The sequence below is a fragment of the Streptomyces sp. NBC_01689 genome (genome assembly GCF_036250675.1).
GTDB lineage: Bacteria > Actinomycetota > Actinomycetes > Streptomycetales > Streptomycetaceae > Streptomyces.
Genome location: NZ_CP109592.1, coordinates 2,429,484 through 2,451,135 on the forward strand (window position 1 = coordinate 2,429,484; position 21,652 = coordinate 2,451,135).

The following is a 21,652-nucleotide window of genomic DNA, read 5'->3' on the forward strand; positions in this document are numbered from 1 at the left end:
CGGAGATCGATCCGCGCGCCGATCACACCCTCACCCCTCACCGTGCACGACCTCGAAACGAACGGGTATGAGCACCGATGAACTTATAAGCGCATAATCGATGGCACGAGACAGGATGGCACGGTGAGCATGCGACAGAAGGTGTCGATGCGGCACGGCGCGTGGGCGGCGGCGCTGCTGGCGGTCGCGGCGGGCTCCCTGGCGACGGGCTGCGGCTCGGGCGGCGGAGCATCCGCCGACGGACGGGCCCGCATACCCGCCGCGACCCGGACGGCGACACCCACCCCTGGTCACGCCAGTGCCGCGAGCACGGGCCCCGTCCTCGCAGTGAAGATCGACAACGCGGGTGCGGCCCGCCCCCAGACGGGCCTCGACGCCGCGGACGTCGTCTACGCGGAACAGGTCGAGGGCGGTCTGAGCCGGCTGATGGCCATCTACGCGACCCGGTTCCCCGCGGCCGTCGGGCCGGTGCGCAGCGCACGCGAGTCCGACCTGGAGCTGCTGCGTCAGTTCGACAACCCGACGCTCGCCTTCTCCGGCGCACAGCACAAGCTGTTGCCGGTCATCGACAAGGCGCCACTGCGGCCGGCCACGCCCGAGCAGAACCCGGGCTCCTCCGGCTCCTTCTACCGCGGGACCGCCAAGCCGGCCCCGCACAACCTCTATGTCAGGCCCGGCCGCCTGATGGGGTCGTCGGCCCCGGGTGCCGACGCTCTCACCACTGGGTTCCGCTTCGGTGCCGCCCCCGCGGGCGGCAGCCCTGAGACGTCCCGGACGGTGCGCTTCCCGGCGGCCCGCTTCACCTTCTCCTGGTCCGCGAGCGGACACCGCTGGCTGGTGTCGATGGACGGCACCCCGACGGTCACGACGGACGGCAAGAGGGTCGCTCCCGCGACCGTCGTCGTGCAGTACGTGAAGGTGAGCCAGTCGAAGTACCACGACTTCCTCGGCAACAACACGCCCTTCACGCAGACGGTCGGCTCGGGGACGGCGAAGGTGCTGCGCGACGGCCGGGTCTTCGACGCCGAGTGGAAACGGCCGGCCGCGACGGACGGCACGGAGTTCACGACGAACCACGGCGCCCCGATGAACTTCGCCCGCGGTCAGGTCTGGGTCGTCCTCGCCAAAGCGTGAACACGGCCGCGCGCCGCCCTCACGGCCGCGCGCCGCCCTCACGGCCGCGCGCCGCCCTCACGGCCGGCGCGGCGCCCGCACGACCTACCGCGGCGCGGGCACCACGTCCGCCGGATCGCGGAGGCTCTCCGCCGCGTCCGAGACACGCCGGATGAGGTCGAGGAACACGGTCCGCTCCTCGGCCGCGAGCGGGGCCAGGAAGATCTGGTTCATCCGCGCCGTGCGGACCGTCAGTCTGCGGTGGGTGCGCGTCCCCTCCTCGGTCGGGCTCAGCAGGGAGCGCCGGCCGTCGCCCGGGTCGCGCACCTTGTCGAGCAGACCCCGGCGGCCGAGCCGGCTGATGACCTCGGCGATGGTGGAGCGGTCCAGGCCCACCCGCTCCCCCACCGTGCGCTGGTCCAGCCCCGGCTCCGCGACGAGCGCGTTCAGGACCGCGAACTGCGGCGAGGTGATCTCCTCGGAGACCATCGTGTTCCACAGCAGGTAGTGCGCCTGCTGCAGCCGCCGGGCCAGGTGCCCGGGGTGGGTGGAGAGGTCCACCGCGGCCATATGCGCTCCAGGGTCCACCGACACGGTCGTACGCTCGGCATTTCGGTAGGTGCACTGAACGATATCGCGAACACGTCATAACGTCTCCCCGCCGGACTGATGCCTGACCGCCCCGCCGGACAGGGAGTCTTGACCACGGGACGGTCCGATGGCAGCGTGCAGGGAACCACGGAAGGATACTCAGTGCCCTGACTATCTCTCACCCGGTCGGAGGACGGGACGGAACGCTGGGAGACAGGGCGCACGGCCCGGCCCACCCCCGCGTCCGTCCCGCGCACGCCCACCGGAGTCGGTCCAGAGCCTCGTCCTCGTCCTCGTCTCGTTTCTCGAACGGCAGGAAACCCCGTATGGCTCTCACCCAGTCGGACATCGACACCGAGATCAAGGACCACCAGGACGGGTACGACAAGGCGGTCGCCGCGGGCGCTCCGGTCCGGGACCATCCGGAGCGCGACTACCCCCCTTACCGCAGCTCCCTGCTCCGCCATCCCGAGCAGCCGCTCGTCGCGGTCGGCGGCGGCGACCCGGAGGCCGTCGAGCTGTCGGGGCCGGTCTTCGGCGTCACCGACATCACCGAGATCGACAACGACCTGACCCGGCAGCACCGGGGCGAACCGATCGGCGAGCGGATGACCGTCTCCGGTCGGGTGCTGGACCGCGCCGGACGGCCGGTCCGCGGCCAGCTCGTCGAGATCTGGCAGGCGAACGCCGCCGGCCGCTACGCGCATCTGCGCGAACAGCACCCGGCGCCGCTCGACCCCCATTTCACCGGCGTGGGACGTACCTTGACGGATGATCAGGGAACGTACCGGTTCACGACGATCAGGCCGGGACCCTACCCGTGGGGGAACCACACCAACGCGTGGCGGCCCGCGCACATCCACTTCTCCGTCTTCGGTACCGCTTTCACCCAGCGCCTGGTCACGCAGATGTACTTCCCCGGGGACCCGCTCTTCCCGTACGACCCGATCCTGCGGTCCGTGACCGACGGGGCGGCCCGTGAGCGGCTGGTGGCCGCCTACGACCACGGACTCTCCGAGCCCGGTTTCTCCCTCGGCTACACCTGGGACATCGTCCTCGACGGTCCCTCCGCCACCTGGATCGAGGAAGGCCGTTGAGCATGACCGAGCGGCTGCGCCCCACCCCGTCCCACACCATCGGTCCCTTCTACGGCCACGCGCTCCCCTTCCCCGGCGGTGGACAGATGGCGCCCCCGGGGCACCCCGACACGATCACCGTGCACGGATACGTGTCCGACGGCGCGGGAAGACCGGTGCCCGACGCCCTCCTGGAGTTCTGGCAGGCGGCGCCCGGCGGCTCGTTGACGGGCGCTCCCGGCTCGATGCGCCGCGATCCCTCGACGGGCGCCTTCCTGGGCCGGGACGGGGTCGGCTTCACCGGCTTCGGCCGGGTCGGTACGGACGCCGACGGGCACTGGGCCCTGCGTACGCTGCCGCCGGGCAACGCGGGCCTGCCGTACCTCGGTGTGTGCGTGTTCGCCCGCGGTCTGACCCACCACCTCTTCACCCGGGCGTACCTCGCCGACGGCGCCGACCGGCTGCTCGACTCACTCCCGGCCGACCGACGGGCCACACTGCTCGCGGCGAAGGGGACCGACCGCACGTACCGTTTCGACATCCGTCTTCAGGGCGAAGGCGAAACTGTCTTCCTGGAGTTCCAGTGACACCTGCCGACCGGGCCGGTCCCGCGGGCCCCCTCGATCCCACGGGTTCCGGCGATCCCGCCGATCCGACGGGCCGGATCCGTCAGGGCGACTCCGGGATCTCCGACGGCTCCGACGGCCTGAGCGCTCGTGGCGGCTCCGAGGAGCTCGGTGACGTCGACGTCGGGCTGCTCACCCCCGGCCTGGCCGGCTCCCCCGCGTCGGCATCGACCTCGGACCGGGCGTTCCTGCAGGCGCTGCTCGACGCGGAGACGGCGTTGACATATAGCTGGGCCGGGATCGCCCTGGCTCCGGCCGCCGCGGCGGCCGCCCTGTCCGCCGTCACCACCGCCGACCTCGACGTACGGTCGATCGCCCGGCGCGCCCGGGACGCCGGGAACCCGGTGATCCCGCTGGTCGCGGATCTGACCGCGGCCGTGGGCGGCGAGTACGGCGCCTACGTCCACCGCGGCGCGACCAGCCAGGACATCATGGACACCGCGATGATGCTGGTGGCCCGGCGCACGCTGCGGACGGTCCTGGAGGACCTCGACCGGACGGCGCTGGCGCTGCGGGGACTCGCCGCCACGCACCGGGAGACGGTGCTGCCGGGGCGGACACTGACCCAGCACGCGGTGCCGACGACCTTCGGGCTGAAGGCGGCGGGGTGGCGCGCGCTGGTCCTGGACGCGCGGGACCGGCTCGCCGCCCTGCGCCTTCCCGCCCAACTCGGCGGCGCGGCAGGAACCCTGGCCGCGTTCACCGCCTTCGGTGCCGAGGACCCGGGAGCCCTGGTGGCCGCGTACGCCCGGGAACTCGGCCTCGTCGAACCGGCGTTGCCATGGCACACGCTGCGTACCCCGATCGGTGACCTCACCGGGGCGCTGGCCCTGACGGCGGGTGCCCTCGGCAAGACGGCGGCCGACGTGCTCACCCTCTCCCGAACCGAGATCGCGGAGGTCGCCGAGGGGAGCCGCGGCGGATCGTCCGCCATGCCGCACAAGGCCAACCCGGTGGCGGCGACGCTGATCGCCGCCGCCGCCCGGCGCGCACCGGGACTCGCGGCCACCCTGTACGCGTCGATGGCGGCCGAGGACGAGCGGCCTGCCGGTGCCTGGCATGCCGAATGGGAGCCGTTGCGCGAGCTGCTGCGGCTGGTCGGCGGTGCCGCCCGCAACGCCGCCGAACTGGCCGAGGGACTGCGGGTGAACACGGACGTCATGCGTGAACACCTGGGCCTCACCCACGGGTTGATCGTCTCCGAGCGGCTGGCCGTCGCGCTCGCCCCCCTTCTCGGGCGGGCCCGCGCCAGGGAGCTGCTGACAGCGGCCGCCGAACGGGCCGTCGCCGAGGGCCGGCCCCTCCTGGACGTCCTGGGCGAGGAGCCGCGTCTGAAGGACGTCGACGTCGACCTGGAGGACCTGACCGACCCGGCCCGCTACACGGGCGCCGCCGGGGCCCTCACCGACCGCGCCCTGGAGCGACGTTGACGACCGTGCCCGCAGACCGGCTGCCCCACCACCGCACCGAGGGGCCGGCCACCGCTCCCCCGCTGTTCCTCGGCCCCTCGCTCGGCACCTCGACGGCCCTGTGGGACGGGGTCGCGCCCGAACTGTCCGTCACCCACCGGGTGGTGCGCTGGGACCTGCCGGGGCACGGCGGTTCCCGAGCGGACCTGATCGGGCCCGGCGCGACCGTCGCCGACCTCGCCGGGCTGGTGCTCGCTCTGGCCGACGCGCTCGGCGTCGACCGGTTCGCCTACGCGGGGGTGTCGCTCGGCGGCGCGGTCGGTCTGCACCTCGCCGTGCACCATCCCGACCGGGTGTCCGCCCTCGCCGTCCTCTGCTCCTCGGCCCACTTCGACGGCCGGGGGCCCTGGGAGGAGCGCGCGCGGACCGTCCGGCGCGACGGCCTGGCCGCGCTCGCCGAGAACGCCAACTCCCGCTGGTTCACACCGGGGTTCACCGTTCCGCGGCTGATCGAGGACCAGCGGACCGCGGACCCGGACGCGTATGCCGCCTGCTGCGACGCGCTCGCCGCCTTCGACCTCCGCGACCGGCTCGCTTCGATCACCGCTCCGACCCTGCTGGTCGCCGGACGGGAGGACCCGGCGACGCCGCCCGCGCATCTGCGGGAGATCGCGGACGCGGTGCCCGGTGCCTCGCTCACCGAGATCTCGGGTGCCTCGCACCTGGCGCCCGCGGAGCGGCCCGAGGCCGTACTCGCCGCGCTGCGGGGGCACTTCGACGGATTCGCGGCACGCGGCATGCGGGTGCGCCGGGAGGTTCTCGGCGACGCGCACGTGGACCGCGTACAGGCCGGGCAGACCCCGTTCACCGCCCGCTTCCAGGACTTCATCTCGCGCTACGCGTGGGGGGAGGTCTGGACGGACCCGACGCTGTCCCGCCGGGAGCGCAGCCTGATCACGCTGACGGCGCTGGTGGCGCACGGGCACCTCGACGAACTCGCGATGCACGTCCGGGCCGCGCGCCGGGGCGGTCTGACCCCCGAGGAGATCGGAGCCGTACTGCTCCAGACCGCCGTGTACTGCGGTGTCCCGGCGGCCAATGCGGCGTTCGCGGTGGCCCGGCGCGTGCTCGACCAACTCGACGGACCCGACGGACCCGACGGACCCGACGGACCCGACGGACCCGACGGACCCGACGGAAAAGGTGACCCCCACGGAAAAGGTGGCCCCGAGGACGGCAGACGTGGTGATCGCGGCGGGACCGGTGAAGGCGACGCGGCTCGGGTCTCAGGGGAATCCGGGGAATCCTGAGCCGCCCCCGCGGGCCCGGCCGCTCGAAGGCGGCCGGGGGGAGGGGTCAGCGCAGTCCCCGGCCCGTCGCCAGGACCTCCTCCGCCTTCGCCACCAGCCCGTCGGCCCCGCATGAACGCGCCAGCGTCAGGCCCTTGTTGAGCTCCGAGACCGAGCGCGCCGCGATGCCGTACTCGACCCGGGCCGCGGCGTGCTCGTACTGGCAGGGCGAGGCCTCCAGATAGGCGACGGCCTGCGCCGCGAGGCGTACCGCGCGTTGGCCCGACTCCAGGGCCGCCGCGCAGCGCAGTGCTTCTCCTATGGCGGTGTCGGTGCCGAACCGCTCGGCCCGGCGGCGGGTGTCGAGGGCCAGCGCGGCGGCCCGCGCCGGGTCCTCCGAGGCGAGCGCGCGGGCGAGGTCGATCGACCAGGGCGCCATCACCGTGTTGTGGTGGCCCCGGACGGCGGAGGCCTTCTCGGCGGCCTCCAGTTCGTTGATGCCGTCCTTGACCCGGCCGACGGCGATCAGCAGCCGGCCCCGGACGGAGCGGGTGTCGGGCAGCACGATCGTGGTCGGGTACGGCGGTGCGAAGCCGTACTGCTCGGCGATGGCCCAGGCCTCCCGGACGTCGCCGCGGGCGAGCAGCGTGTCGACGAGGCCGCAGGTGGCGGACCAGTACAGGGGCAGTCCGCGCCCGACCCGTTCGGCGATGCGCAGGGACTCGCGCAGGGTGGTCTCGGCGTCCCTCAGCCGGCCCCGCCTGCGGTGCGCCAGCCCGACGAAGGCGTGCGCCAGGGAGAGATGGCCGCCGCTCCAGCCGGCGGTCGTGTACGCACGCAGTGCTTCGGAGAAGAGGCTCTCGGCCCGGTCCAGGCGGTCCGCGTAGGCGTACGAACTGCCCAGCATCATGAGGAGTTCGAGTCCCCACTCGGTGTCGGTCCAGCCGAGCCCGGGGGCCAGGCGGCCGTTGACGAGGGCCCGGTCGCAGAGTGCCACGACCTCCTCCGCGCTCTCGCCCCGGGTCATCGCGTCGAAGCCGCGCAGTATCAGCAGGGCCCGCTCGGAGTTGTCCCGCCCGGTGCAGGTCCCGGCGAGTTCGGCGAGCCCCTGGGAGCGTCCCGGTACGTGGTCCTCGCCGGCGTGGATGCCCTCCCACATGTAGTGCACGGCCTGCAGCCGCATCCGGGCCGGGCCGGCCGCGAGCCGGGCGGCCTCCGCGTCGACGGTGCGCACGGCCTCGTCCAACTGGTTGTTGTGGACGAGTGCCTGGGAGAGCCGGAACACGGCGTCCACCCGCAGATCGCCGGCGAGTCCCGGCCGTTCGAGTGCGGCGCGCAGATGGCCGATGGTGGTGGCGGGGGCCGTCAGCAGGGTGGCGCAGCCGAGTTCGTAGAGGACGCGTGCGTGGACCTCGGGGAGCGGGGGTTCCCTGAGCGCGCGTTCCAGACAGCGCCGGGCCGCGTCGGGAGCGCCGACGGCGAGGTGTTCGCGGGCCGCCTCCCGCATCTGCTCGACGAGTTCGGGGTCGTCGTCCGGGTGCACTTCGAGAAGGTGGCGGGACGCGGCCGCGGCGCCGCGGCCCGACTCGGTGACCGCCCAGGCGGCTTGGCCGTGCATCGCGGTGCGCAGCGCGTCGGGGATCGAGCGGTAGACCGCGCTGGCGATCAGCGGGTGCACGAACTCCAGCTCGCTGCCCGCGATGTGGTTGCCGGTGGGCTCGGCGTCGGTCAGGATGCGTGCGGCGCCGAGCAGTTCCGCGCAGCGCTCGGCCTCGTCGACTGGCATCCCCGCGAGTTGGGCGGCGAGGTCGAGGGAGATGCCCGTGCCGAGTATCGCGGCCGCCCAGGCGAAGCGGGTGGCGTCGATGCCGAGGCCTTCGAGGCGGGCGACGAGTCCGCGGCCGCGCGCCGAGCGGTTCAGGGCGCGCAGTTCGGCGGCCGACGCCTCGACCGGTTCCAGCTCGGTGTCCTGCACCTTGGCCAGGAGTTCGACGGTCTCGTAGGGGTTGCCGCCGGTGACCGCCCACACCTCGCGGCAGAACGGGGCGTCGGCGTGCTCGCCGAGGGTGGCCCGGGTGAGTCCCTCGGTGGCTTCGGGGGTCAGGGCGCTGAGGGTGACGATCGGGCGGGCCGCGGCGGTGACGGCGTCGAGGTGCCGGGCCCGCTCCCCGGTGACCTCGCCGGGGCGGCGGGCGACCACGACGAGGACGGGCAGGTCGTCGAGGCGCTCGGCGAACGCGGCCAGCCAGCGCAGGGTCTCCTGGTCGGCCCAGTGCGCGTCGTCGACCATCAGGACGAGCGGCCACTCGCGCTTGGCGAGGCGGCGCACGGCCGCGACCAGGCCGTCGCACACGCCCTGCGGGTCGGCCTGGCGGTCACCCGGTTCGGCGATGCCGAGGGCGGGGCCCGCGATGTCGTACCAGTCGCCCAGGTATTCGCGGGCCTCCTCCGGCATCAGCGAGACGATGGCGGGCTGGAGGAGCTGCCGTATGACGTTGAAGGGGACGGAGGTGACGGTCTCGCCGCCGCGGGCCGACCACACCGTGCAGCCCCGGGCTTCGGCCACCCGGCGGGCCTCCGCGAGCAGTGCGGTCTTGCCGATGCCCGCCTCGCCGCCGAACACCAGCAGGCTGCCCGCGGACGAGGCGTCCGCGCGCAGGGCCTCGACGGCCGCCGCGACGTCCGCGATCTCCCTCTCGCGCTCCCAGAGGGCGGCGGAGGCCGCCGGTCCCGGCCGCGCCTGCGTCATGCCGCTACCTCCCCAGGCCGCACGGACGACGTACAGGCATCGAGCGTAGCCGTCACCGAGCCGATACGGAGAGGGGTCGGGGCACCTGTTGCCGGGACGGGTGATGTCGCGCACCCGAAGGCGACGCGCTCCGGTGCCGAGCGGGCACGGGAACGCCCCGGCCGGTCGACGGCCGTCGGGATGACGCCGTTTCCCGGCGGAGCGCGCTCGGTGCGCCGTCGGGCCAAAATCCTTGCGGGTGGCGGGAGTTGGGTCGGACCGGTCGGCAGGTCCGACGGGCGGGGCGTGCTGCCGGGTGATCGGCGCGGCCGGCGCCGGGGCGGCGCGCACCGGTGCCTCACGGGTGGGGGTTCCGGTCTCCGGGGACGGTGCGGGCGGTCCCCTCTCATCCGCCTTTCACCCAGGGCTCATACGGTGGGTCCATGACGCAGGCGACTCCCCCCGGCTGGTATCCCGACCCCGGGCAGACAAGTGACAGTCCCGCCACCGAACGCTGGTGGGACGGCAGGGCGTGGACAGAGCAGACCCGCCCCCTCGGGTCCGGTGCCGTGTGGGGTCCCCCGGGACAGCCGCCGGCCGCCGGGCCGTACCCGGTCTTCCCGCCCGCGCCTCCCGGGCCGCGCCGTCACCTGCTGCGCACCGGCATAGCGGTCGCCGCCGCGCTCGCGGTCCTCGCGGGCATCGGGGGCGGCGTGTACGCCCTCACCAAGGACGACGGGAACGGCGCGAGCAGCGCCGGTGCCCGGCAGCCCGGCGGACAGAACGGCCCGGGCGGCTTCGGCGGCGGGCAGGACGGCGGCTCGGGCGGTGGCGGGAGCGGCGGCTCCGGAGACGGGCAGAACGGCGGACCGGGCGGCTCCGGGGGACAGACCCCGGCGCCGGGCGCGTCGGGTCTGCCGGGCACCGAGGACGGCTACGCCACCGACGTCTCCAGCGGCATCAGCCTCCCGGTGCCCGACGACTGGACCGGCCAGAGCGGCATGGCGGGCGCGGTGCTGTCGACCAAGGACACCTACGAGTGCCCCGGCGACACCTCGCAGAAGTGCCAGCGGGGCGGTGCCTACTCGGCGCCCGCGAGCTTCCAGAAACTGAAGTCCACCACGCCGGAGGCGGCCGCCAAGGAGGACATCGCCAAGAACGCGCAGGAGTCCTACGGCAAGGGCTACGGCGAGATCACCTCGCACACGCGGCTCGCCTCGAAGGCGGTCACCGTGGCCGGCCAGAAGGGCTATCTCGTCCGCTGGAAGGTCGTCACCAGCAAGGGCGACGACGGCTACGTCGAATCACTCGTCCTCCCCTCCCCCGCCGACCCCAGGTCGCTGGTCGTCGTCCGCTTCGGCGTGGACGCCGGTTCCAAGGCCCCTCGGCAGTCCGTCATCGACGACATCACCAAGGGGATCAAGCCGGCGTCCGGAGTGGCCGGCGACGGGCAGAACGTCTGACCGAGGCCGCCGCGCCTCCCCGCGCCCGCCCCCGGACACGGTTCGGCCGGGCGGGGTGCCTCTCCGCTCAAGAGGAACCCCACCCGGCCGGGGGGTGCGCGCCGCCCCCGTCCCCACGGTGCGGCGCGAGCAGGCCGACGTCCGGTCATCCCGCGGACGGCGACCTGGGTCTCAGGTCAGTCCGAGTGCCGGAATCACCACGGCCTCCACGAACTGTGTGATGTACGCCGCGTCCGCGTACTCGCCCTCCAGAACCGGGCGCACGCGCACGACGCCGAACAGCTGCGCCGGGATGAACTCCAGTGCCGGATGGTCGGCCGGCACCTCTCCCCGTGCGACCCCGCGGGCGATGATCTCCCTCACCGCGCTGATCTCGGGCTCGATGAGCGCCTCGCGCAGGGCCTCCCGCAGCTCCTGGTCCTGCAGCACGGCGTGACCGAGCGCCTGGAGCAGCTGAGTGTCACGGCCCGACCAGTCCCCGGCGGCCCGCGCCATCGCGCGCAGATCACCGACGAGCGAGCCGGTGTCGATCCCCGAGAACCGCGGGCACTGGTTGCTGCGCAGTGCGGCGGCCACGAACTGGGGCTTCGTCTTCCACTGGCGGTACAGCGTGGACTTGCTGCAGCGGGTGCTCGCGGCCACGGCCTCCATGGTGAACGAGTCGTATCCGCACGTCCGGATCTGTTCGAGCACGGCGTCGTAGAACTCCTGCTCACGCTCGGGCGTGATCTTGGAGCGGCGCGAGGCGACGACCGACTCCGGTCCCTCCGCGGCCTGCGACGTCATGGCTCTTCTCCTCGCTCGTGCGGGTGGTCCGTTTCACAGAGTCTAATCGATACGCCAGTGTACCGGAACGCATTGGTATCGGTACACTGGCGTATCGGTACACTGTCGTATCGATGAGCCTTGGACAGGATCCACCCTTCTGTCGAATCAGACGCCGAGTGGCGCCTGTCCTGGGCTCACCGCACACCACCCCACACAAGAACGTCAGCAAAGGGGCCGGGGGATGGATTCCCGAACCGAGCCTGCAGAACCCGAGCCAACCGCGGCCGTACGGCGACCGTCGCGGCGCGACACCGCCGCCCGGCCTCCGCTCGTCCGTGAACTCCTGCTCGTCACGGGGCTCTTCGTCGTCTACAAGGTCGGCCGGCAGCTGGCCACCGGGCACACGGCCGAGGCCTTCCGCAACGCCGGACACGTCTGGGACTGGGAACGGACCCTGCACCTGCCGGGCGAGGGCTCCGTACAGAACGTGCTGCTGCACAGCGACGCGCTGGTGCACACGGCGAACGCCTACTACGCGACCGTCCACTTCCCGGCCACGGCGGCCTTCCTGATCTGGATGTACCTGCGCCGCCCGGTCCACTACGTGTGGGCGCGCCGGGTCCTGGCCGTGATCACCTCAGCGGCGCTCGTGCTGCATCTCACGTTCCCGCTCGCGCCGCCCCGGCTGCTCGCCGCCGCGGGCCTGGTGGACACCGGGCAGGTGTACGGGCCCACGGTGTACGGAGCCCACCCGGCCACCGACGAGATGGCCAACCAGTTCGCGGCGATGCCCTCCCTGCACTTCGGCTGGGCGCTGATGGTGGCGATCGGCCTGATCGCCGCGACCCGCTCCCGCTGGCGCTGGCTGTGGCTGCTGCACCCGCTCGTCACCCTGCTGGTGATCGTCGGCACCGCGAACCACTACTGGCTCGACTCGGTCGCCGCAGCGGCGCTGCTCGGTGCCGCCCTGGCCGTGATCCACCTTCCGCACCGGACCGAGTCGACGGCCGGACGCGCGCAGCGGCACGCCGCCGCCGGAGACGGCAGGGAATCCGTACCGGAGCTCGTGGGGGCCGGCCGATGAACGCCACGCTCGCCGCCGTCGTCCTCTCCCTGTTCTCCGCCGTGGCCTACGCCGCGGCGGCCGTGGCACAGGAACGGCTCGCGTCCCGGACCACCGAACCCGGCGTCCTGAGCATGCTCGGCAACGGCGCGTGGTGGTGGTCGGTCGCGCTGAACGCGTCCGCCGCGCTGCTGCACGTCGCCGCGCTCAAGTACGGCACGCTCACGCTGGTGCAGCCGCTCGGCGCGCTCACCCTGGTGGCCGCGGTGCCGCTCGGCGCCCGGGTCGCCGGCCGCCGGGTCAGCGCGGTCGAGTGGCGAGGCACCGCGCTCACCCTGGTCGGGCTGTCCGCCCTGCTGGTGACCGCGTCCGGCCCGGCGCCCGACGACGTGCTGAGCGTGCCGCAGGCACTGGGCGTGGCCGCGGCCACCTCCGTGGCGATCGGCTTCCTGTCCCGGCCGGGCACCCGGCCGGGGCTGCGGCACGCGACCGCCTCCGGGTTCGCCTCGGGTGTCGCCTCGGCGCTCACCCAGACGGTCACGGTGGCCGTGACGGACCGGTCCGGGCCGATCCTCAGTCTGCAGGTCGTCGTGGTGGCGCTGCTCGTGGCGGCCTTCGCGAGCGCCGGTCTGCTCCTGTCGCAGACCGCGTACCGCGGCGGACTCGGCGCCCCGCTGGCCGTCGTGACGCTCGCCAACCCGCTCGCCGCCGCGGCGATCGGTCTCTCCCTGCTCGGGGAACAGCTCCAGGGCGGCCCGGCGGGCCTGCTGCTCGCGGCGTTCGGCGCGGCCGTGGCGTCCTGGGGGGTCGTGACGCTCTCGCGTTCGGCGCCGGATCCGGTGCCCGCCGCTCCGCCCGAGCCCTTCGAGGACGACGAGCACCCGGTTGCCGCGGTCCTGGCGCTGGAGGCGGAGGCGGAGGCCGCCAAGTACGCGCCCTCGCTGATCCCGAACCAGCCGGACCCGGGGAAACGCGCGAACCCGGGACATCTGACGCCCTTGTGAGAAGGGCACGGGTGAACAGGACCCCCGCCGGCCGGACCCGCCGGAACGGCCCGCCACGGAAGGGGGCGGCCGCGGATCTCTCCGCGGCCGCCCCCTTCCGTGGTCGCCAGGTCACTCACCCGTGCCGGGTCAGCCGAGCCCGCGGGAGTCCTGCTTGAGCGCGGTGTCCACGGTCAGCGCCGTCGCGATCACGAGGCTGAGGAGCGGCTCGGGCAGCTGGTAGTGGATCTGCAGGACGTAGTTGTCCGCGGTGGTGAACATCGTCTTGGCGAGGCCTTCCCAGGTCTTCGTGATCCGGGCCACCTCGTTGCCGCTGTGGTCGACGATGGCGAAGTTCCAGGCGCGCCAGTTCTCCGCCTTGATGGCGCCGACCTGCTGGCCGTTGACGTTGATCGCGAAGTTGATCTTCCCGATCATGTTCTGCTGCACGATCTCGCCGACCGGCTGGCCGTCCGGACGCTCCACGACCACCCGCGACTTGATGAACTTCGCGGGACGCGTGAGGAGCAGCACCGGCTGCCCGTGCGCGTCACGGATCTCCAGCTTGTGCGTCATGTACTGGTCGATGCTGGACACGAAGCGCAGCGCCTTCTTCAGGCCGCTCTGACCGACCTCGACGACCGCGCCGAGCTGGTTGCCCTGCTGGTCCATGACCTTGTACTCGTTGGTCAGCTCGATCAGCTTGGCCTTCTGGTTCACCACCAGGACCGGCTCGGTGAACAGGGTGCCGCCACCGGCACCGCCGGCGGTGACCCCTGCCTGCTGCTGCACCTGCTTCTGCACGCGCGGGTCCGGGGCCGCCGCCGGCGATCCGTACGGCTGCTGCGCCTGATGCGGGACCTGCTGTCCGGCCGGGGCCTGCTGGTCCGCATTCGTGTGCTCGGTCCACTGCGAGCCGTCCCAGTACCGGAGTGTCTGGGGCGCCCCGTGCGGATCCGGGTACCAACCTGCAGGAGTGTTCGAATGCGTGGTCACCGGGGCACACTACCCCGCACCGGCCGGAAATTGCCCCCCGTCCGCACAGCCGTCAGCCGGTGACGATCGCGGGGTCGCTCACACCCGGCCGGCCGTTCTCGACATGTCCGGCAAACCGCCGCGAGAAGCCGGGGTGGGTGACGGATTCCACGGTCAGGTCGTACCAGCGGTGGCTGTCCCGCAGATCCACCCGGTGGCGCACCGTCGCGCCCGGCCGCACCTTGAACGAACGGGGCCGCCCCCCGTACCCGTCGCTGAGCTTCAGATCGGCCGTGCCCGCGCCCCTGTTGGTGAAGGTCAGCTCCACGTCCACGCCGACGTGACGGGCGGTGACCTCCGGTCCCGCGCTCCTTCCCGGACCCCTGAAGACCCGCAGGAAGCCGTTCGGTCCGTGCACCGTCAGGTCGTACGAGCCGTTCGAGTACGCCGAGTTCCAGATGTCCGACACGGTCTTCCCGGCCTCGGTGGTGTACGTCCACGGGCCGTCGGTGCGGTTGCCGGAGGTGACGAGGAAGGCGGCACCGGCCCTGGCCCCGGAGCCGAAGGTGAGGGTGAACTTCCCCGCCGCGGGGTCGGCCGAACCGTCCACCTGGGGTGCGTACTTGAGCGGGCGGGTCGGACGCGAGCCGCGCTCCTGCCGGGGCAGCTCGGGGTGGGCGGGCGGGGCCGGGACGTAGTCGGGGTGCCGGTCGTGGTCCGGCGGCCGGTATCCGTCGGTGTCCGGCAGCGCGACCGGCTTCGTGTCCTTGCGGGAGAAGTCGAAGGCGGCGGTCAGGTCACCGCTGATCGCGCGGCGCCAGGGCGAGATGTTGGGCTCGTGCACCCCGAAGCGCCGCTCCATGAACCGGATGATCGACGTGTGGTCGAGCGTCTCGGAGCAGACGTAACCGCCCTTGCTCCAGGGGGAGACGACCAGCATCGGCACCCGCTGGCCCAGCCCGTAGGGGCCGGCGGCGTGGCCGGCGTCGCCCGTGTGCAGGTCCGGACCGACGTCGACCGTGGACTTGCCCTGTGCGGCGGACTGCGGCGGGAACGGCGGCACCAGGTGGTCGAAGAAGCCGTCGTTCTCGTCGTACGTGATGAACAGGGCCGTCCGCGCCCACACCTTCGGGTCGGAGGTGAGCGCGTCCAGTACCTGCGCGATGTACCAGGCGCCGTAGTTCGCGGGCCAGTTGGGGTGCTCGGTGAACGCCTCGGGTGCCACCACCCAGGAGACCGCCGGCAGCTTCCCGCCCTTCACGTCCGCCCGGAGCCGGTCGAAGAATCCCTCGCCCTTGCGGGCGTCGGTGCCGGTGCGCGCCTTGTCGTAGAGCGGGTCACCGGGCCGGGCGTCGCGGTACTGGTTGAAGTACAGCAGTGAGTTGTCCCCGTAGTTGCCGCGGTAGGCGTCCGGGATCCAGCCCCAGGAGCCGTTCGCGTCGAGGCCGTCGCCGACGTCCTGGTAGATCTTCCACGACACCCCGGCCGCTTCCAGCCGCTCCGGGTACGTCGTCCAGTCGTACCCCGCCTCGTCGTTGCCGAGGACCGGGCCGCCGCCCTTGCCGTCGTTGCCCGTGTAACCCGTCCACATGTAGTAGCGGTTGGGGTCGGTGGAGCCGATGAACGAACAGTGGTAGGCGTCGCAGATGGTGAACGCGTCGGCGAGCGCGTAGTGGAACGGGATGTCCTCACGCGTCAGGTACGCCATCGTCGTCGACGACTTGGCGGGCACCCACTTGTCGTACCTGCCCTGGTTGAAGGCGGCGTGGCCGTCGCTCCAGCCGTGCGGCAGGTCCTGGATGAACTGCAGGCCCAGGTCGTCGGCGTCCGGTCGGAAGGGGAGGACGTCCTTGGTGCCGTCCGACTGGTGCCAGACCGACTTGCCGCTCGGCTGGGTGACCGGACGCGGGTCCCCGAAGCCCCGGACACCTCTCAGTGACCCGAAGTAGTGGTCGAAGGACCGGTTCTCCTGCATCAGCACGACGATGTGCTCGATGTCGTCGATCGTGCCGGAGCCGTGGTGCGCGGGCAGTGCCGCGGCACGCTCGACACTGTTCGACAGCGCGGTGAACGCCGCTGTGCCGCCGGCGAGTTGGAGGAATCGGCGTCGGTTCACTTCAGGCATGACTGGGTGACCTCTTGTCCGGACGTGTTGCGTGGGATGGGACCTGCGCGGAGGGAGTGTTCCAAGAGGAACGAATGCCGGGGAAGACCTCGTGGCGCCCTTGTGGCCGACAGGAGTCCGCGACGCGAACAGCGCGGCGCCCGTGCTCCCCGGGCGCGGTCCCGGACGCCGCCCGGTCCTCCGTGGCGGGGCGGGAACTCAGACGCCCTTGCGCAGGAGGGCGGTTATCTCCGCACCGGTCTCGGGATCCAGCCGGTCCGGGCAGGACAGGCCCAGCGCGAGGGCGAGTTCGCGGCCGTGCAGGTCGACCGCGGACTCCACCAGCTCGGCGAACGCGTCCATGGCGGCCCGTCCCCGGCGCAGGCCGACGGCCGCGAGACCCAGCGCGATCAGCGCGGACGGCCACCACCGGACGGCGACCAGCAGATAGGGCACGCTCCAGGCGGCCAGCCGGACGGCCGCGTCGTAGACGTCACGCGCGCCGCGCAGTTCGGTACGGGTCTCTCCGGACAGGACGAGCCAGAGCCGGGACCAGGCCGAGTCCAGGTCGAGCCGGTAGGCCCGGTGGATCCGCACGTCGAGGGCGCGCACCCGGTCACCGGTCCAGCAGGGATGGACGGGCTCCTCCAGGGAGATCCGGTTGCGGGCCGCCGCGTGGCGCGCCAGGTCCGCGGTGGTAGCGGGGTCGAGCGGCGTCCCCAGCGCGACGGCCCGCAACTCCACCGCCGTGTAGGCGTCCTCGGCCGCCCGCCACCGCCGCCGTCTGCGTCCGGCCAGCCGGCGCTCCGCCGCCCTCGCGAGGCCCGGCCAGTCCCCCGTCCAGCACCGCTCCACCGCGCCGCCCAGGGCCTGGGCGGCGAGACCCGCCCCGGCCGACGCGATCAGCGTCGCGGAGGCCGCCAGCACCACGCCGCCCGTCGACCGGCTCGCCGGGTGCCCGGCCAGCTCGTCGAGCGCGCGGGTGATCCGTCCGAGCTCGTACCAGTGCGCCTGTCCGAGCAGCCGTCCGGCCCCGGCGACCGCCAGGAACAGCAGGCCCGAGGGCAGCACCCAGGTGAGCCAGCGCGCGGCGAGATTCTTCCCGAGCTCCGCGAGGACGGCGTTCACGAGACCCTGCGACGGCACAGGGGTTCGCCGTACAACCGGCAGAGCGGGGGCACCGGTTGGTTGCGGGCGGGGCTCCGCCGGTCACAACGTTCGCGCGGGCAGACGTACGCCTCCACGACGGGGTGTCCCGCGACGGCCGCCGGGAGTCCGCCGATCCCCGCGCCCCGGAAGGCCCGCAGACCGAGCGCCACCCCGCTGCGGCGCAGCAGCCCGTGCAGCTCCGCCCGGGCGGCGGCGGGGTCGCCGCCACCGCGCAGCGCCGCGAGGATCTCCTCCAACTGCCGCTGTCCGTCCGCGGGAACGACGTCCCGGATCTGGTCCAGCCGGACGCAGACGTCGGAGCGCATCACCGTCGGTGCGGTGTTCCCGTCCCCGGTGCCGGTCTCACTCATCCGCTCAACCCCTCCACACGACAACCGGGTTGCGAGGATACTGGGCGCTCACCGACGATCACGGGGGGTGATGCCGATGTTCTGGCGTCGACGCGCACGAGCACGCGAGGCGGAGCGGGGCGGCGGGGACGGACCGCGGTTCACCTTCCGCGCGATGCCCTCGGAGGCCGAGCTGCGCCGCGCTGCCGGGACCGGGTCCCCGCAGGCCCTGAACCAGTACGGCGTCAAGTTACGGATCGACGGGCGTCTCGCGGAGGCCGTCGAGGTACTGACCCCGGCGGCGGAGGCCGGCCACCAGGACGCGACGGCCAATCTCGCCCTGACCCTGCTCTCGCTCGGACGTGACGAGGAGGCCGCCGTCTGGTTCGAGCGGAACGGTCCGATGGGCGAGGCGATGGCCCGGCGCATCCGGGAACGGCGCGACGAGGACGACGGTCCCGGTTCCGCCGGCCGGCCCGCTCACTGATGGCCACCCCGTACGACCTGTTCGGCACGCCCGGGTACGAGCAGTTGCTGGCCGTGCTGGGAGGCGCCGAGGAAGCGCTCGCCCGCTACGAGCGCGCGGGCCGCCTCTCCGATCTCGAACGCGCCCTGGTGCTCTTCGACGCGCTGCTGACCCGAGCGGAGAACACCGATCTGCGCAGCGCCGCCATGAACGGCGTCGGGATGGTGCTCTGGTCCCGCTACGAGCGGTTCGGGGAACTGACGGACCTGGACGGAGCCGTCACCCTGTTCCGCGAGGCGCTGGCCCCGTACGGCACGGAGGTCACCGTCGCCACCCCGTCCTACTGGGCGAACCTGTCCGGCGCGCTGCGGCTGCGCTGGCTGCGTACCCGTGACACACGTGACCTGGGCGCCTCCGTGGACGCCGTCAGGACGGCTCTGGCCTCGACACCGTCCCGGGGCGCGCTGCGCTCCAACCGTCTCAACAGCCTCGGCGACGCCCTGCTCAGCCTCTTCCAGCTGCACGGTGACTCCAGCGCGCTGACCGAGGCCCTGAGCAGCTTCCGGGAGGCGGTGGCCTGCACCGAACCGGAGACGGACCAGGGGCTCTGGGCCCGCTCCAACCTCGCCGAGGCGCTCCGGCACCAGCACCGCTGGTCCCCCTACGGCGTGCCGGAGGCGCTCGACGAGGCCGCGGCCCTGGCACGGGAGGTGCTCGCCGGCGTCTCCCGGCGCCACCGGCTGTATCCACGCTTCCTGTCGAACCTCGCCCTGATCCTGACCGACCGTCATACGGCCCGCCCGGACCCCGCCGACCTCCGCGAGGCCGCCCGCGCCGCGCGGCGCGCGGTGGCCGCCACCCCGGCGGGGCACCCCAATCTCGTACAGCGCCACGCGGTACTGGCGACCGTGCGCCGCCTGGAACTCGTCGACGCCACCGGCCGCCGCGCCGTCGGGCTTCCTGCCGTCGGCCGGCCGGACACCGTCGCCGACGCCGCGGGTGCCGATGCCGCGGGCCTCGCCGTCCCCGCTGTCACGGAGACGGGCGGGGCGGGTCCGGGAACGGGCGAGCGTCCCGGGGAGCGCGGGAGGCCGGCCGGCGCCGGGATCCGTCGCCGGCCGGGCCGGCGTGAACGACGTGCCCTGCGCGCCTGGGTGCACGCCACCGGTCAGGCGTACGCCGCCACTCCCGACGGACATGTGCTGCGCGGGCTCGCCCTCCTCCACCACGGTTCGGCCCTGGCCACGAAGGGGGTGACCGAAGGGGACGCGCGGGCCCGAAAGACGGCGATCGCGCTGTACCGGCGGGCGGCGCGGGACCCGGCGATGGACGTGAGCGTCCGGGTGGGCTGTGCCCGGCTGTGGGCCCTGAGCGTCCTCGAAGGCGGCGGGGGCTCCCCGGCGTCGGCGTACGGGCCCGCCGCGGCGATGGAACCGTACCGGCTCGCGGTCGAGCTGCTGCCGCGTACCGCCTCGTATCGCGTGGGACGCATGGACCGCGCACGCCAGTTGGGCGACTTCGCGGGTCTCGCCTGCGACGCGGCCGCGTGCGCGCTGGATCTCGCCGAGCTCCGGCCGCCCGCCACGGCTCCGACCCCGGCCGGGCTGGAACCGTCCGGCGCGCGACCGTCCGGAACGGAGACGGCCGGAACAGCGACGGCTGGGGCGGCTGGGACGCGGGCGGACGGAACAGGGTCGGCCGGGACGCGGGCCGGCGGAACAGGGACGCCTGAGACGGAGACGTCCGACGTGGAGACGTCCGGTGCCGAACTCGCCCTGCGGCTGCTCGAACAGGGCCGCGGTGTGCTGCTCGGCCAGGCGCTCGACGCCCGCACGGAGACCTCGGAGCTGCTGAGCCGGCTGCCGGACGAACTCGCTTCCGAGTGGGCGCGGTTGATCCCGCAGCTCGACCGTCCGGAGGCATCCTCCTTCACCTCGACGGAGCCCGGCGGGGCCGAAGACCCGGCGGCGGACGACCCGTTGACCGGCGAGGACCGGCACACCCTGGCCGAGCGATGGGAGCGGCTCGTGGAGACGATCCGGCGGGAGCCGGGCTGCGAGGACTTCCTGCGGCTCCCGCGCACGGACGAGATGCTCGCCGGGATCGGGGAGACGGGCCCGGTCGTCGTCGTGAACGTCAGCCCGCTGCGCTGCGACGCGCTCGTCCTGTACCAGGGGCGCGTACGGCCGGTGAGGCTGGAACGGCTGCGGCACGCGGAGGCAGAACGGCGGGCGGCCGTCTTCCTCGCCGCGATCCGGGCGTCCGGCGACCCCGCCCTGCCGCTGTCCGGGCAGCGCGACGCCCAGGGGGTGGTCCGGGAGACGCTCGGCTGGCTGTGGACGGCCCTCGCGGAGCCGGTTCTCGCCGCGCTCACCGCCTGGGGATGGCCCGGTGCGGATTCAGGGGGAGAGCCGGGCCGCCTCTGGTGGGTTCCCACCGGACCCCTCACCGCGCTGCCGCTGCACGCGGCCGGCCGGCACGGGGACGCCGGGGACGCCGGGGACGCCGGGGACGCCGGGGACGCCGGGGACGCCGGGGACGCCGGGGACAGTCTGCTCGACCGCGCGGTCTGCTCGTACGCCCCGACCGTCAACAGCCTCGTGCACGCCCGCCGGCGCGGGGCGGCGCGTCCGGACCGGCCCGAGCCCGCCGCCCCGCTGGTCGTCGCCGTCCCCGCGGCGCCGGGCTCCGGTTCGCCACCGCTGGACGGCGTACGGGAGGAGGCCGGACGGCTCGCCCGCCTTCCGGGCGCCCGGCTGCTCCTGGCCGAGGACGCCGTGCGGCAGTCGGTGCTGGACGCGCTCCCCCGCCACGCGTGGGCGCACTTCGCGTGCCACGCCGTCGGCGCGCTCTCCGGAGCGGCGGCCGGTCACGTCGTGCTGCACGACCACGCCACGGCTCCGCTCACGCTCTCCGACATCGCCCGGCTCCGCCTCCCGGACGCGGAACTCGCCTATCTCTCCGCGTGCGAGACCACCAGCGCACGCCGGGAGTTCGCCGACGAGGCCCTGCACATCACCGGCGCGTTCCACATGGCCGGGTTCACCCACGTCGTCGGAACCCTCTGGGCGGTCGCGGACGACACCTCCCTGGAGGTGTCCGACCGCTTCTACGCGGCCTTCGGCACCGCTCATCCCTTCCCCGGGCGGTCGGCACACGCCCTGCGCGAGGCGGTCCGCGGGATCCGCGACCACGCCGAAGGGGTCCGGGAGAACCCCAGCCTGTGGGCCCCCTACATCCACGTCGGGCCGTAGCCACCCGAGTCCGGGCGCCGCGGCCACCCGGGCCCGGACCCCGTCACGGGGACACCGCTCGGCCCACCATATCTGTGACCACGAAGTGAGAAATGAATAGGACGCACCATGAGGATTCCTCGCCCGACAGGCGGAGCAGAGTTATCCAGCGCACATGATCGATCGCTCCGTGCTACTGTCGATGTCAGTTGCAGTTGTGGTTCCCTAAAACTTGCGAGTGCCCTCACCCGAATCCCGTTCCGGTG

At 73.4% G+C, this 21,652-nt stretch carries 17 protein-coding genes; 10 read left to right on the top strand and 7 right to left on the bottom strand.

The features are described 5' to 3' along the window. Positions 1 to 129 precede the first annotated feature (129 nt). Positions 130 to 1,134, top strand: coding sequence for a DUF3048 domain-containing protein (locus tag OG776_RS10335; RefSeq protein ID WP_329326634.1), 1,005 nt, complete (start codon positions 130 to 132; stop codon positions 1,132 to 1,134). A gap of 84 nt (positions 1,135 to 1,218) precedes the next feature. Here the strand turns inward: OG776_RS10335 and OG776_RS10340 are convergent, their stop codons facing one another. Next, complete coding sequence (locus OG776_RS10340) at positions 1,219 to 1,683, bottom strand: MarR family winged helix-turn-helix transcriptional regulator (RefSeq protein ID WP_148012208.1); 465 nt, start codon at positions 1,681 to 1,683, stop codon at positions 1,219 to 1,221. Between the two features lie 347 nt (positions 1,684 to 2,030). Here OG776_RS10340 and pcaH point away from each other — a divergent pair, with 347 nt between their 5' ends. The 4 genes from pcaH to pcaDC all read left to right on the top strand — a co-directional run bounded on the left by pcaH (position 2,031) and on the right by pcaDC (position 6,125). Next, positions 2,031 to 2,801 (top strand): protocatechuate 3,4-dioxygenase subunit beta, encoded by a 771-nt coding sequence (pcaH, locus tag OG776_RS10345; protein WP_148012209.1) that lies wholly within the window; start codon positions 2,031 to 2,033, stop codon positions 2,799 to 2,801. A 2-nt stretch (positions 2,802 to 2,803) separates the two neighbouring features. Next, a complete protein-coding gene (gene pcaG / locus OG776_RS10350) occupies positions 2,804 to 3,367 on the top strand; it encodes a protocatechuate 3,4-dioxygenase subunit alpha (RefSeq protein WP_148012210.1) in 564 nt (187 codons plus the stop codon). A 119-nt stretch (positions 3,368 to 3,486) separates the two neighbouring features. Beyond that, the gene (gene pcaB, locus OG776_RS10355) at positions 3,487 to 4,836 is read left to right on the top strand and encodes a 3-carboxy-cis,cis-muconate cycloisomerase (protein WP_329323683.1); all 1,350 of its coding nucleotides are present in this window, start codon (positions 3,487 to 3,489) and stop codon (positions 4,834 to 4,836) included. Then, complete coding sequence (gene pcaDC, locus OG776_RS10360; protein ID WP_329320224.1) at positions 4,833 to 6,125, top strand: bifunctional 3-oxoadipate enol-lactonase/4-carboxymuconolactone decarboxylase PcaDC; 1,293 nt, start codon at positions 4,833 to 4,835, stop codon at positions 6,123 to 6,125. The genes pcaB and pcaDC overlap by 4 nt, the downstream gene beginning before the upstream one ends. 46 nt (positions 6,126 to 6,171) lie before the next feature. Here the strand turns inward: pcaDC and OG776_RS10365 are convergent, their stop codons facing one another. Beyond that, positions 6,172 to 8,853 carry an ATP-binding protein gene (locus tag OG776_RS10365; RefSeq protein WP_148012211.1) on the bottom strand — a complete coding sequence of 894 codons (2,682 nt, stop codon included), beginning with the start codon at positions 8,851 to 8,853 and terminating at the stop codon, positions 6,172 to 6,174. Positions 8,854 to 9,275: 422 nt separating this feature from the next. On the opposite strand from OG776_RS10365, the gene OG776_RS10370 reads away from it, so the two are divergent. Continuing rightward, on the top strand, positions 9,276 to 10,295 hold the full coding sequence (locus OG776_RS10370; protein WP_148012212.1) for a DUF2510 domain-containing protein: 1,020 nt from the start codon (positions 9,276 to 9,278) through the stop codon (positions 10,293 to 10,295). Positions 10,296 to 10,466: 171 nt separating this feature from the next. On the opposite strand, the gene OG776_RS10375 is transcribed toward OG776_RS10370, so the two are convergent. Continuing rightward, positions 10,467 to 11,081 carry a TetR/AcrR family transcriptional regulator gene (locus tag OG776_RS10375; protein WP_148012213.1) on the bottom strand — a complete coding sequence of 205 codons (615 nt, stop codon included), beginning with the start codon at positions 11,079 to 11,081 and terminating at the stop codon, positions 10,467 to 10,469. Positions 11,082 to 11,304: 223 nt separating this feature from the next. Between OG776_RS10375 and OG776_RS10380 the strand changes: the two genes are divergently transcribed. Both OG776_RS10380 and OG776_RS10385 read left to right on the top strand, forming a co-directional pair. Continuing rightward, on the top strand, positions 11,305 to 12,147 hold the full coding sequence (locus OG776_RS10380) for a phosphatase PAP2 family protein (protein ID WP_329320228.1): 843 nt from the start codon (positions 11,305 to 11,307) through the stop codon (positions 12,145 to 12,147). Continuing rightward, a complete protein-coding gene (locus tag OG776_RS10385; protein ID WP_148012215.1) occupies positions 12,144 to 13,130 on the top strand; it encodes a DMT family transporter in 987 nt (328 codons plus the stop codon). The genes OG776_RS10380 and OG776_RS10385 overlap by 4 nt, the downstream gene beginning before the upstream one ends. 129 nt (positions 13,131 to 13,259) lie before the next feature. Here OG776_RS10385 and OG776_RS10390 read toward each other — a convergent pair whose 3' ends face one another. The 4 genes from OG776_RS10390 to OG776_RS10405 form a co-directional block, all read right to left on the bottom strand. Further along, entirely contained in the window at positions 13,260 to 14,105 is an 846-nt protein-coding gene (locus OG776_RS10390) for a phospholipid scramblase-related protein (protein ID WP_148012216.1), read from the bottom strand. Between the two features lie 52 nt (positions 14,106 to 14,157). Beyond that, complete coding sequence (locus tag OG776_RS10395; RefSeq protein ID WP_329320232.1) at positions 14,158 to 16,209, bottom strand: phosphocholine-specific phospholipase C; 2,052 nt, start codon at positions 16,207 to 16,209, stop codon at positions 14,158 to 14,160. 198 nt (positions 16,210 to 16,407) lie between these two features. Beyond that, complete coding sequence (locus tag OG776_RS10400) at positions 16,408 to 17,334, bottom strand: hypothetical protein (protein ID WP_187285864.1); 927 nt, start codon at positions 17,332 to 17,334, stop codon at positions 16,408 to 16,410. Then, entirely contained in the window at positions 17,313 to 17,708 is a 396-nt protein-coding gene (locus OG776_RS10405) for a hypothetical protein (RefSeq protein WP_148012218.1), read from the bottom strand. Before OG776_RS10405 ends, OG776_RS10400 begins: the two co-directional genes overlap by 22 nt. 76 nt (positions 17,709 to 17,784) lie before the next feature. Here OG776_RS10405 and OG776_RS10410 point away from each other — a divergent pair, with 76 nt between their 5' ends. Next, a complete protein-coding gene (locus OG776_RS10410; protein WP_148012219.1) occupies positions 17,785 to 18,174 on the top strand; it encodes a hypothetical protein in 390 nt (129 codons plus the stop codon). After that, a complete protein-coding gene (locus OG776_RS10415) occupies positions 18,174 to 21,407 on the top strand; it encodes a CHAT domain-containing protein (RefSeq protein ID WP_329326399.1) in 3,234 nt (1,077 codons plus the stop codon). The genes OG776_RS10410 and OG776_RS10415 overlap by 1 nt, the downstream gene beginning before the upstream one ends. Positions 21,408 to 21,652 lie beyond the last annotated feature (245 nt).